Here is a 12,020-nt window from a genome sequence, read left to right as displayed (position 1 = left end):
TTCTATACACCGATTGCAATGTCGGTTTTTTAGTTTTGAAACTTATACTCTTCGACAATCTATTCGTAAATTACCTATTCTTAGACTGTCTATACCTAGATAACCATGTTTGGATGTGCCCTGCAATTTCCATAACCATCAATACCATTGCAGGGTTTGAACATCGACAAAAGTCTATTTTTTAATCAATCATCCTTTGGTGACTGCACGTGCAATCACCAGACGTTGAATGTCCGATGCACCTTCATAGATTTGGCTGACACGTACATCACGATAAATGCGTTCAACTGGGAAATCAGATACATAACCGTAGCCTCCATGGATTTGAATGGCATCTGAACACACCCGTTCAGCCATCGTCGATGCAAAAAGTTTCGCCATCGAGGCTTCTTTTAAACATGGAAAACCTGCATCTTTTAACGTCGCTGCATGGAAAATCAATTGGCGAGCCGCCTCAATTTGGGTAGCCATATCCGCGAGGCGAAATGCCACGGCCTGATGCTGAACAATCTCTACGCCGAATGCCTTGCGTTCATTGGCATATTCAACGGCTGCATCTAATGCCGCACGGGCCATACCCACAGACTGCGCTGCAATACCAATTCGACCTGACTCTAAGTTCGATAAGGCAATTTTATAGCCTTCACCCTCTTGGCCTAAAAGACTATCCGCAGGAATACGACAGTCATCTAAAACAATAGTTGCTGTATCGGAACAATGCTGACCCATTTTGTCTTCTAAACGCGTTACGATATAACCCGGCGCATCCGTTGGTACTAAAAAGCACGAAATCCCTTTTTTACCTGCAGACTTATCCGTTACCGCAAAAACCAAGGCTACTTGGGCATGTTTTCCTGTGGTAATAAATTGCTTGGTGCCATTTAACACCCACTCGTCACCATCACGCTCCGCTTTACATTCCAACGCACTCGCATCTGAACCCACTTGTGGTTCTGTTAAGCAAAAACATCCCAACCATTCGCCTGTGGCTAATTTTTTTAAGTATTTTTCTTTTTGTGCTTCTGTACCATAACGCTGCGTGATGCCACATGGCAGTGAGTTTTGTACGCTGACAATCGTCGAAATCGCACCATCGCCAGCAGCAATTTCTTCTAAGGCAACAACCAAAGACACATAGTCTAAACCTGCACCACCCCATTCATCCGAAACCGTTATGCCTAAAGCACCTAGCTCACCAAGTTCCTTTAGCTCTTGTGCAGGAAATGCTGCCGTTTTGTCACGCTCTGCTGCCGTTGGTTTCAGTTTTTCTTGCGAATAGCTTCGCATCATGTCCTGAACCATTTTTTGTTCATCATTTAAAATCATGAGACTTCCTTTTCTAAATCTTTTATAGCGCGTATAGCTTTAAATTTTGGATAACTGCGGAATTAAAAATACTTTGGCTGTATAAAGCAAAGTTGGATACACGACGACGTCATTTGCAACTGTCTGAGGCAAGACGCCATTAATCTCTAATGTTTCTACGACCTATAAATCAATACATGCTTGATGACGAGTTTTGCAAATGACAATGGTTTTGGTTACTTTTGCCGAAACAAAAGTAACGGGATGAGCTACTGTCAACAAAGTTATTCTCGATCAGACTCCGTCGTAGAAGCCTGAATAAGCAGTTTTAATAAATAACTATTTAGGCTGCATACGAATCGCGCCATCAAGACGAATCACTTCGCCATTGAGATAAGCATTTTCAAAAATATGCGTCACTAATTTTGCAAACTCTTGTGGTTTTGCTAAACGTGGAGGGAATGGCACCATTTGCCCCAAAGCATCTTGTACATTTTGTGCTAAGCCTTTGAGCATCGGCGTTTCCATAATGCCCGGAGCAATGGTCATCACACGGATTGATTCACGTGCAAGCTCACGTGCAAGAGGTAATGTCATTGCAACCACTGCCCCTTTTGATGCTGCATAAGCCGACTGACCAATTTGACCATCAAAAGCCGCAACCGATGCCGTATTCACAATCACGCCACGCTCTTCTTCACCTGCTTTTAATTCATATTTAGCAATCAGTTGTGCCGCATAGCGCAGCATGTTGAATGTGCCTGAAACATTAATATTTAATACTTTTTGGAACATCGCCAAATCATGTAATCCGTCACGACCTAAAACTTTTGCAGAGGGTGCGATACCTGCACAGTTCACTAATCCATTGAGTTGACCAAATTCCGCTTCAACTTGTGTAAAGAAAGAGCCGACCGCTTGTTCATCGGTAACATCCAATTGAACAAATTTCGCATGATCACCCAGTTGACGTTGCATTGCTTCGCCATGCTCATGATTCATATCCACAATAATCACTTTGGCACCCAAGCCAATCAGATGTGTTGCTGTCGCAGCGCCTAAACCCGATGCACCACCGGTCACGACGAAAACTTTTCCTTTAATGTCCATAGCATTTCCCTATTTACGATATCTTGTTTTAAATTCGACTTAAGATGCAGAGTAAACAGAGAATTTATTCAGTACAATTTCCAAATGTTGCATCTTTTCTGATGTATTTGGACAATTCTGAACAAGGACCTATCCGCACATATGCCGAAGCATGGACTCGAATACAGTAAAGGGACGATTTCTATCGACTTGGTGCATGAAGCATTACACGATGCGCAAAAAAAGCGCTTTGATATTTCTGCTATTTTACAAAAGGCGGGTATTCCCTCAGAGTTACTGCTATCGCGTAAAACCAGAGTTTCTGTTTCTCAATATGCGGCTTTATGGACTCATCTTGCAGATGTGATGGATGATGAATTTTTTGGCATGGATCGGCATGCCATGCGACGTGGCAGTTTTAAGCTACTGTCGAAAATGGTCATGCACAACAGTACCTTGGGGGATGCACTTAAGCAAATCTTACAATTTTTAAATCTGGTTTTAGATGACTTGCATAGTGATTTAACCATTGAAGATCACTTTGCTTATATCGTGATCTATGACCAACAAACGCCTAAACGCATGTTCAGCTATGCCACATATTTAATGCTCATCCATACGCTACTGTGCTGGTTGAGTGGTCAACGGATTTTATTAAACCAAATCCAATTAAAATGTGATGCACCGCTTGATGATCATGACTATAAAGTTCGCTTCTGTGAAAATATTCATTACCAAGCCAGTCAAAACTACATACAGCTCGATGCCAGTTATTTAAGTCTACCAATCAAGCAAGACACACGTTCGTGGTATCAATTCTTACAACAAACACCTGAAAACCTTTTGGTACGCTTTAAAAACCCGTATGCGCTCAGCAGCCAAATTCGTAAACAACTGTTAGACGTTCCTCCTGCCGAATGGTTAGAGTTTTATGAGTTGGCGGTCAAAATGAATATGTCGGAAGCCACGATGCATCGCCGTCTTAAAAGTGAAGGTGTGAGTTATCAACAACTCAAAAATGATATCCGACGTGATACTGCCATCGATTTTTTAACCCATACCGATAAAAGCTTGCAAGATATCAGTGAAGAACTGAATTTTCATGATCCGAGTGCTTTCCATCGGGCTTTTAAAAAATGGACAGGCGTCAGTCCCGGTGCGTATCGACAAAATAATGCGCCTGAATTCAAGGCCTAAAATTTGATATTCGCTATTTATAAATTGAATATTCATCTAATTAATAGAAAATCAATAACTTAAAAATATTCAATAAATAGACTGACCATTCATCATTGAGCGATTGCTACTTTAGTCTAATTAGGTTATTTTTCACTCAATTTAAAGCACTTTGCTTTTTTATATTCCAATTCTCCTGCATCTCCTTGAAAGGCTTTCCTATGCTTAAGATGATTGATGTTCTTGAACAACAACTTGTTCAAAACTTTTCAGATTCTCTTTTCACTCAGATTGACGCAATTGATGACCTGTTTCATGAACAGCTTAAAACTGTTGCAGATATCGATTTGCAAAATTTAATCTCACAATTTTTTAGCACTGAAAATGCAGTTGAAGTTGCTCATGCACTGGATATCCAAGCAGATGACATTGAAGCAATTCAAGCAGGTGCAAATCCAAAAGATGAAAATTTAGTGAATGCAACTGCAAAAATTATTGCTTACTGTCTTGCAGTAGAAACATCAGCTTTAGAACAAGTTGAAGTTTTCGATAGCTTACAAGACTACCCAATGTAAGTATTGATCACATATAAAAAGCAGCGAAAGCTGCTTTTTTATTGGAAAAGTTATTTTAAGTCTGTAATTCACTATAATTTTTGAATATTCTTTACACTAAAATATCTAAGCATTTTTCATACAAGTTTACACATTAATTTATATAACGAAATTTCATCACAATTAAATCCAATAAAGTATTTTAAATCAAATACCTATATTTGATTTATACGCTTATCTCGATTTCTATTATTCTTAGCATTTATTCTGTTTTGTTTCTGAAATATTTCCGTCGTATCTATGTGCTCATAATTCAACACTTGATTGTGAACGATATGACTTCCCTATTTAAAAGCTCAAAACTAATTTTTTCTACGCTGACATTCAGCCTATTCAGTAGCTCTATCTTTGCTGCTATTCCTTCGACACTTAAACTGGATTATGCCTACTATGCACCGACCAGTTTAGTGGTGAAGGAACAAAAACTCTTAGAAAAAGCATTACCCAAAACACAAATTAAATGGGTCTTTAGCCAAGGTAGTAATCGCTCACTCGAATATCTCAATAGTGGCAGTGTGGATTTTGCCTCAACAGCAGGACTTGCAGCCGTTTTGAGTCGTGCCAATGGCAGTCCGATTAAAACCGTATATATACAGTCACAGCCTGAATGGACGGCATTGCTTGTGGCAAAAAACTCTCCGATTAAAAGCCTGAAAGAGCTTAAAGGCAAAAAAATTGCGGCGACCAAAGGAACCGATCCATTCATGTTTACTTTGCAGTCTTTGGAAACAGTCGGCCTCAATAAACGTGATGTGCAATTGGTACATTTACAACATCCTGATGGAAAAACAGCTTTAGAACGTGGTCAAGTCGATGCATGGGCGGGATTAGATCCACTCATGGCATCTGCACAAGTACAATCAGGCGCACGTTTGCTGTATAGAAATGTGGGTTTTAACAGCTATAGTGTTTTAAGTACCAAACAACAATTTAGCCAGCAAAGTCCTGAAGCCGTTGAAGCTGTGATTAAAGCCTATGAACAAGCACGACAATGGGCCAAAGCCAATCCAGATAAATTAGCCGAATTATTAGCACGTGAGTCCAAGCTTCCATTGGCTGTTGCCAAGCTGCAGTTAAGTCGTACCAACTTTGATCAAAATATCCCAACAGCTAAACACATTGCGGCCTTAAAGAAATCTGGCACGATTTTGACTGAAGAAGATTTAGTTCGTAAAGGAACCAATGTCAATCAAGTCATTGATCAACTTTTTGAAGCACGTTATGCGAAAAAGGTTGTGAAATAACATGTCATCATCACTGACTCAACCCAAAATCGATACAGCGGTTTCGACCGCTTCCGATTCATCAAACCATATAAAACCCAAGTTGATCTTGATTTTAAAAGGTCTTGCTCTACCTGTAGTTTTATTGCTGCTATGTGAAATCTTGGTCAAAAATGGTGTTATCGAACCCTATCTACTCCCCGCTCCGAGTAGTCTTTGGCAGTCATTTATAGAGTTATCTGAAGGTGAACTTTGGCAGCATATCTGGACCAGTACTTGGCGGGTATTTTTAGGCTTTTTTATTGGTAGCGGACTTGCTCTGATTTTTGCACTCTTAGTCGGTTTGAACAAACAAGCCGAAGCATTTTTGGAACCTACATTTTCAGCAATTAAATCTATCCCCAGTTTGGCGTGGATTCCCTTACTGCTCTTATGGTTAGGTATTGATGAATCTTCAAAAATCACCCTCATTGCCATAGGTGCTTTTTTCCCGACCTATACCAATACCGTTGCAGCGATTCAAGGTGTAGACCGAAAACTCATTGAAGTTGCACAAGTTTATCGTTTGAAATATTTCAGGCAGATTCGTGAGATTATTTTACCTGCTGCATCGCCGGGTATACTTACAGGCTTACGCAATAGTTTAAGTTTGGCGTGGATGTTTATGATTGCTGCCGAACTGATTGCAGCCACGCAAGGTATTGGCTATTTGCTCAGTGATGGTCGTGAAACCTCACGTCCAGATATCGTGATTATCGCCATTATTCTATTGGCACTCTTAGGGAAAATCACCGATAGCCTGATGAAATATCTAGAACAATATCTATTGCGTTGGCGAGATGTGGTGAAGTAAACCTATTTTCTACACTTGCAAATGCACACATACAAACGCTCACATGTGAATTGAAAAACAAAAAAATAAAGCGCATTCGATGCGCTTTATTTTTGACTATTTCTCTAATACCAAATCAATGTTGCCACTGACCTAAGCTGACACGGTCATTGCCACCATAATCTTTTACAGTCCGAACATTTCGATAACCAGCTTGTAAGAACAAATGTCTGACTGCTTCCCCTTGGTCATAACCATGTTCGAGCACCACCCAACCATTCACGGTTAAATGTTTTTTGGCTTGAAGAATGATTTGTTCAAGATCTGCAAGCCCATGATTATCTGCAACCAAAGCACGTTCAGGCTCTGTTGCCAAATCCTTCATGTGTACATCATCAGCATCGATATACGGCGGATTTGACACAATTACATCAAAGAAAGCACGACCAAAGGGTTTCAACCAAGAACCTAAGACAAACTGCACATGTTCAAGATCATGCTTTTTGGCATTAAACTCAGCGACTTCCAATGTAGGTTCGTAAATATCTGAAGCCACAATTGACCAATCTGGACGTTCACTGGCTAATGATAACGCTACAGCACCAGTTCCTGTTCCTAAATCGACCACACGAGCATCTTCAGGAAGTTCTAAACGCAGTACAGTTTCAACAAGTACTTCCGTATCAGGACGTGGCACCAAAGTATCTTTAGTCACTTTTAAGTCTAGCGTCCAAAATGGCTGAGAACCTGTGACATAAGCCAAAGGCTCACCCGCAGCAATACGAGTAAGACTGTCGACATACAGTTGTTCTTGTTCTGCCGTCAATTCTTGATCCTTTTTCATGATTAAATCAAAAGAATCAATCTTGGTGATATGCTCTAACAACCACGCATTTTCCTGACGTTCATAACTCTCAGGTTCACCACGATAGGCCAAAGCCTGTGCAATATTCATTAGCCACCATTCTGCTGTGCTAATAACGCCAACTGATCGGCTTGATATTCACGATGCAAACTATCTAGCAATTCAGTCAAATCACCTTCCATCACTGCATCCAACTTATACAGTGTTAGGTTAATACGATGATCAGTCATACGACCTTGTGGATAGTTATAGGTACGAATACGCTCAGAACGGTCACCAGAACCCACCAAGTCACGACGCATTTCAGACGTCGCGGCATCTGCCGCTGCGCGTTTGGCATTTTCTAAACGAGAAACCAACAGCGCCATCGCTTTGGCTTTGTTTTTATGCTGTGAACGTTCGTCCTGACATTCTACAACTGTACCCGTTGGAATATGGGTAATACGTACAGCAGAGTCAGTTTTGTTAATGTGCTGACCACCCGCACCAGAGGCACGATAGGTATCAATACGTAATTCTGAAGGATTAATTTCAACACTAGTGTCTACATCAACTTCCGGCAAAATCGCAACAGTACATGCCGAAGTATGAACACGACCTTGTGACTCAGTTGCAGGCACACGCTGTACACGATGCGCGCCACTTTCAAATTTTAAGCGACCATATACGCCTTCACCATTGATGAGGCAAATCACTTCTTTATAACCGCCGTGTTCGCCGTCATTTTCAGACAACACTTCAATACGCCAACCTTGTGATTCAGCATATTTACTGTACATGCGATACAAGTCACCCGAGAAAATTGCAGCTTCGTCACCACCTGTTCCGGCACGGATTTCTAAATAAGCAGAGTTCGCATCATTCGGATCTTTTGGAATCATCAGAATGTTTAAGTCTGCTTCAAGCTGGCCAATCAAAGCTTTATTTTCTTTGATTTCCTCAACGGCCATCTCTTTAAAATCTGGATCCGTCATCATCACTTCAGCAGTCTCAATATCTTCTTCAGCTTGACGGTATTTTTTCCAAACTTCAGTGATTTCAGATAAATCACTATGCTCACGTGACAACTGACGGAAACGTTTGTTGTCTGAAATGACTTCTACATCTGCGAGTAATGCATTTAATTCTTCGTGACGGTCAGAGAGCTGATCTAATCGTAAACGTAACGATTCTTTCATTTTTCAAAAAATCTCAATACACAGGCTCTACCGCTAAACTTTCACGGATATGCCAAAATTCAAAATAATGGGGCTAGTGTACCGATAATGGGTCTGAAATGACATATATATTGTTTTTTGGCCTATCAATGACCCGAAATAAGAAAGTGTGAAATTCATCACTCCTACCTTTCTCCACAAAGTCGTACAGATTTTCTGCATTCGACCATTTTTTTCACAATATTAATAAAACTTATACAAACTAGACACTCAAATCACCAAATAAAGAGAAAGCTCTCCATATTTATAGCGAATAGTTTTGTTACATTTACTGCCATCGAAATGATTATGAAAAAGTCCTCGCGTTTATGAAGGACATGGAGTGAACTATGAAACTGAATACTCTTTTAATGACAGCCACTCTAGCAACTGCTTCTATGTTCACTGTGTCTGCAAATGCAGATAGTACAACACGCGTTGCTGCAGCTAGTGCATTAGGTAGTGTTGCAGGTACTGCAATTGGTAAAAACATGGGCGGTAATACCGGCGCTACAATTGGTGCCGCTCTTGGTGGTGCTGGTGGTGCTGCGGTAGCAAGTAATAAACGCAACCGTACAGAATCTGCTATCGGCGGTGCTTTAGGTGGTGGTACAGGTTATACTGTTGGTAAAAGCATGGGCGGTACAAACGGTGGTTACATCGGCTCTGCACTAGGTGCTGCTGGCGGTGCTGCTCTAGGTAATAAAATCTCTAAAGATAAAGCTTACGACAAACACCAAGAACGTAAATACAAAAAACGTTACCGTCGTCGTCACTAATTCAAAAATTAGTGAGTCCTTATTGAATAGTGAAAATAGCACCTTCGGGTGCTTTTTTATGTATCGCCTTTTTTCAAATGATAAATACAACTTTATTTATTGCTCCTGATAAATATTTAGATTTGCCTTCCCTCCAACCAAGTCATCAATCATGTAGAAATAAAGTGCAAAATTTACATTGCAGCAACGGAACACATATTTTATTTCACATCAAGCTCCAAATATTCGCTATGTATTTTCATATATTGATATCAACAGATAAACATCATGCTTCGTAAGGAGTTTAAAAATGAAAATTAATAAAATTCTATTCAGTGCAGCAATTGCCGCTTCAGCACTTACTATGACTGCAACACATGCAGGTAATAGCACCAATACTGCATTAACATCTGCTTTAGGTGGTGTTGTTGGTGCAGCAATCGGTAACCAAGTTGGCGGCCAAACTGGCGCAATGATTGGTTCAGCAATTGGTGGCGGTGCAGGTGCTGCAGCATCGGCGAACAAACGTGACCGTAATGGTGCCATCATTGGTGGTGCACTTGGTGGCGCAGGTGGTTATACCGTAGGTAAAAACATGGGCGGCACAAACGGTGGTTATATCGGTGCTGCACTTGGTTCAGCCGGTGGTTCTGCACTAGGTAAAAAAGTGTCTGAAGACCGTCGCTATGATGACCGTTATAATGGTCGTTATGATGATCGCTATGACCGTCGTTATAACAACCGTGGCTATCGTACCAATAATTACAGCTACAACGACCGAGGCTACCGTGGAGACAATGGTCGTCACTTAGGTTGGTACAAAAACGGTAAACGTTAATCGATATATTTCAATGGAAAAAAATCAGCACCTTCGGGTGCTTTTTTTGTATATAAAAAAGTTTAGATATATCTAAAGTTGTCTTTTTACACCGCCCCACACCATATCGAATTTATTCGATATACATTCAGCTTTTTATATCGTATTATTTCGATATAAAGATCTCTGAGAGAAAACATGCGTACTCTAGCCGATACAAAATTTTCAATACTTGAACTCGCACCTGTTCGAGATGATAAAACCATCGAATTTTCACTCAAACATGCACTCCAGTTAGCACAGAAAGCAGAACAACTTGGCTATGAGCGTCTATGGTTAGCCGAACACCACAATATGGATGGCATCGCAAGTTCTGCAACTGCGGTTTTACTCGGTTATCTCTTAGCAAATACACAATCCATCAAGCTCGGTTCAGGCGGGATTATGTTGCCCAACCATGCACCTTTGGTTGTCGCTGAACAATTTGGCACGCTTGAAACGCTATATCCCGGCCGTATTGAACTCGGCTTAGGTCGCGCACCAGGTACTGACCAAACCACCATGCGCGCTTTACGCCGTGGCCGTCAGGAAACCGAAGATCAATTTCCACAAGATGTTCTTGAGATTTTACAATACTTCAAAGCACCTGAACCTCACCAGCGCATCATTGCCACACCGGGACAAAATACACATGTTCCCGTATGGCTGCTAGGTTCAAGTTTATTCAGTGCACAACTCGCTGCACGTTTAGGTCTACCCTATTCATTTGCTTCACATTTCGCACCACGCATGCTTGGACAAGCAATTCAGCTCTATCGTGAAAATTTCCAAGCATCCGAATATTTAGATCAACCTTATGTGTCTATGGGCGTACCAACGGTTGTTGCTGAAACAGATGAAGAAGCAGAATATCTAGCAACGAGTGCTTACCAACGGGTTTTAGGTTTAATGCGTGGTCAAAGTTTAAAACTCAAAGCTCCGGTCGACAGTATGCAAGGCTTATGGTCTGCTGCAGAAAAGCTGTCTGTTGATAATTTCTACGCTATGGGACAAGTCGGTTCAAATGCAACCGTTCGAGCAGGTTTAGAAAACCTACTCACTAAATATGACGTTGATGAATTTATTTTCACCTGCGACATTTACGATACCGATAAGCGCATTGAAAATTTCGAACGTTTAATGCAAATCAAAAATGATCTAGCTTAAGACCCTAAGCTTGATGATTTAATCCAAGCGTTTGATCCGTCTAAAGCCAGAATTGCGATTACGTCTTTTGTGGCTCTTTTAGACGGATACAACCGAGAACAATGCTTTGGCTAACATTTACTAAAGCTACACTTAAAAACCATCATTGCCTCAACGAAATAATTGCTTTACTCATTTTTATTACTGTATAAATATTAAACATAAGCAAAACAAAGAGAAAAATAAGCAGATGAGCCAATATATTAATAAACCCACACCCGCATTTACCGCAGCAAGTTGGTGTGCACTGATCTTAGGCGCTGTGGTGTTTTGCATAGGTTTATTCAATGCAAATATGATGTTGAATGAAAAAGGCTTTTATCTCATTTTATTGCTCTATGGATTATTTTCATCGGTTTCACTACAAAAAATCATTCGTGACCGTTTAGAAGGAATGCATGTCACTGCAATCTACTTCGGACTTTGCTGGGCATCCGTCATTATTTGCCTTGTACTTCTTGCCATTGGCCTTTGGAATGCTGAACTGGCATTAAGTGAAAAAGGTTTTTACATGATGGCTTTCCTAATGAGTTTGTTTGGTGCAGTTGCTGTTCAAAAAAATATTCGTGATATGGACTATTTACGTACACACACCGACCAACCCGAACTTAAACATTCAACCACGAGTCAGCTTGACTATAACTCACCAGATGATGAACCACTTTAAAACTCACAAAATTTATAGATCTCAAAAGCTGTTCATGCAGGTCGCTCATTGTTTTATCGATCTGCTTGAGCGGTTAATGAACTACAACGCATAAAAAAATCAGTTCACTCCTAGAAATGTATAAATGACAAGGGCCAAGCAAATCAATTCTAGACAAATTGCATGACTCATCAGACTGAAAAAACGCTTTACCCCAACTGGCCCATCACAGAATATATTCCTATCTAAGACTC

Annotated in this window: 12 protein-coding genes; 8 read left to right on the top strand and 4 right to left on the bottom strand. The window is 40.6% G+C overall.

Features of this window, described 5'->3' with window-relative positions; all coding sequences use genetic code 11:
• Positions 1–189: 189 nt before the first annotated feature.
• Together M5F03_RS13105 and M5F03_RS13100 are read right to left on the bottom strand one after the other, a co-directional pair.
• On the bottom strand, positions 190–1,326 hold the full coding sequence (locus M5F03_RS13105; RefSeq protein ID WP_249708552.1) for an acyl-CoA dehydrogenase family protein: 1,137 nt from the start codon (positions 1,324–1,326) through the stop codon (positions 190–192).
• Positions 1,327–1,644: 318 nt separating this feature from the next.
• Positions 1,645–2,415, bottom strand: coding sequence for a 3-hydroxyacyl-CoA dehydrogenase (locus M5F03_RS13100; protein ID WP_180023513.1), 771 nt, complete (start codon positions 2,413–2,415; stop codon positions 1,645–1,647).
• A gap of 141 nt (positions 2,416–2,556) precedes the next feature.
• On the opposite strand from M5F03_RS13100, the gene M5F03_RS13095 reads away from it, so the two are divergent.
• The 4 genes from M5F03_RS13095 to M5F03_RS13080 all read left to right on the top strand — a co-directional run bounded on the left by M5F03_RS13095 (position 2,557) and on the right by M5F03_RS13080 (position 6,260).
• On the top strand, positions 2,557–3,591 hold the full coding sequence (locus tag M5F03_RS13095; protein WP_180063548.1) for an AraC family transcriptional regulator: 1,035 nt from the start codon (positions 2,557–2,559) through the stop codon (positions 3,589–3,591).
• A gap of 200 nt (positions 3,592–3,791) precedes the next feature.
• On the top strand, positions 3,792–4,145 hold the full coding sequence (locus M5F03_RS13090; RefSeq protein WP_249708551.1) for a hypothetical protein: 354 nt from the start codon (positions 3,792–3,794) through the stop codon (positions 4,143–4,145).
• A 314-nt stretch (positions 4,146–4,459) separates the two neighbouring features.
• Positions 4,460–5,428 carry an aliphatic sulfonate ABC transporter substrate-binding protein gene (locus tag M5F03_RS13085; protein ID WP_249708550.1) on the top strand — a complete coding sequence of 323 codons (969 nt, stop codon included), beginning with the start codon at positions 4,460–4,462 and terminating at the stop codon, positions 5,426–5,428.
• Between the two features lie 70 nt (positions 5,429–5,498).
• The gene (locus tag M5F03_RS13080; protein WP_372491147.1) at positions 5,499–6,260 is read left to right on the top strand and encodes an ABC transporter permease; all 762 of its coding nucleotides are present in this window, start codon (positions 5,499–5,501) and stop codon (positions 6,258–6,260) included.
• Between the two features lie 115 nt (positions 6,261–6,375).
• Here the strand turns inward: M5F03_RS13080 and prmC are convergent, their stop codons facing one another.
• A complete protein-coding gene (prmC, locus tag M5F03_RS13075) occupies positions 6,376–7,194 on the bottom strand; it encodes a peptide chain release factor N(5)-glutamine methyltransferase (RefSeq protein WP_078188569.1) in 819 nt (272 codons plus the stop codon).
• Complete coding sequence (prfA, locus tag M5F03_RS13070) at positions 7,194–8,282, bottom strand: peptide chain release factor 1 (protein WP_078193958.1); 1,089 nt, start codon at positions 8,280–8,282, stop codon at positions 7,194–7,196. Before prfA ends, prmC begins: the two co-directional genes overlap by 1 nt.
• A 368-nt stretch (positions 8,283–8,650) precedes the next feature.
• Between prfA and M5F03_RS13065 the strand changes: the two genes are divergently transcribed.
• From M5F03_RS13065 to yiaA, 4 genes are all read left to right on the top strand, one after another.
• Positions 8,651–9,079 (top strand): glycine zipper domain-containing protein, encoded by a 429-nt coding sequence (locus M5F03_RS13065; RefSeq protein WP_078193959.1) that lies wholly within the window; start codon positions 8,651–8,653, stop codon positions 9,077–9,079.
• 289 nt (positions 9,080–9,368) lie between these two features.
• Entirely contained in the window at positions 9,369–9,896 is a 528-nt protein-coding gene (locus M5F03_RS13060; RefSeq protein ID WP_168377731.1) for a YMGG-like glycine zipper-containing protein, read from the top strand.
• A gap of 177 nt (positions 9,897–10,073) precedes the next feature.
• Positions 10,074–11,081 carry an LLM class flavin-dependent oxidoreductase gene (locus M5F03_RS13055; RefSeq protein WP_180162618.1) on the top strand — a complete coding sequence of 336 codons (1,008 nt, stop codon included), beginning with the start codon at positions 10,074–10,076 and terminating at the stop codon, positions 11,079–11,081.
• Positions 11,082–11,310: 229 nt separating this feature from the next.
• Entirely contained in the window at positions 11,311–11,787 is a 477-nt protein-coding gene (gene yiaA, locus M5F03_RS13050; RefSeq protein ID WP_249708549.1) for an inner membrane protein YiaA, read from the top strand.
• Positions 11,788–12,020 lie beyond the last annotated feature (233 nt).

Origin of the sequence: Acinetobacter amyesii (assembly GCF_023499985.1) — a bacterium.
In the GTDB taxonomy this organism is placed as follows: domain Bacteria; phylum Pseudomonadota; class Gammaproteobacteria; order Pseudomonadales; family Moraxellaceae; genus Acinetobacter; species Acinetobacter amyesii.
This window is presented reverse-complemented; position numbering and strand designations above follow the sequence as displayed.

Bases quoted from the DNA above. Each gene is read 5' to 3' on its own strand.
- M5F03_RS13105 (WP_249708552.1), bottom strand. From the start codon at position 1,326: ATGATTTTAAATGATGAACAAAAAATGGTTCAGGACATGATGCGAAGC.
- M5F03_RS13100 (WP_180023513.1), bottom strand. From the start codon at position 2,415: ATGGACATTAAAGGAAAAGTTTTCGTCGTGACCGGTGGTGCATCGGGT.
- M5F03_RS13095 (WP_180063548.1), top strand. From the start codon at position 2,557: ATGCCGAAGCATGGACTCGAATACAGTAAAGGGACGATTTCTATCGAC.
- M5F03_RS13090 (WP_249708551.1), top strand. From the start codon at position 3,792: ATGCTTAAGATGATTGATGTTCTTGAACAACAACTTGTTCAAAACTTT.
- M5F03_RS13085 (WP_249708550.1), top strand. From the start codon at position 4,460: ATGACTTCCCTATTTAAAAGCTCAAAACTAATTTTTTCTACGCTGACA.
- prmC (WP_078188569.1), bottom strand. From the start codon at position 7,194: ATGAATATTGCACAGGCTTTGGCCTATCGTGGTGAACCTGAGAGTTAT.
- prfA (WP_078193958.1), bottom strand. From the start codon at position 8,282: ATGAAAGAATCGTTACGTTTACGATTAGATCAGCTCTCTGACCGTCAC.
- M5F03_RS13065 (WP_078193959.1), top strand. From the start codon at position 8,651: ATGAAACTGAATACTCTTTTAATGACAGCCACTCTAGCAACTGCTTCT.
- M5F03_RS13060 (WP_168377731.1), top strand. From the start codon at position 9,369: ATGAAAATTAATAAAATTCTATTCAGTGCAGCAATTGCCGCTTCAGCA.
- M5F03_RS13055 (WP_180162618.1), top strand. From the start codon at position 10,074: ATGCGTACTCTAGCCGATACAAAATTTTCAATACTTGAACTCGCACCT.
- yiaA (WP_249708549.1), top strand. From the start codon at position 11,311: ATGAGCCAATATATTAATAAACCCACACCCGCATTTACCGCAGCAAGT.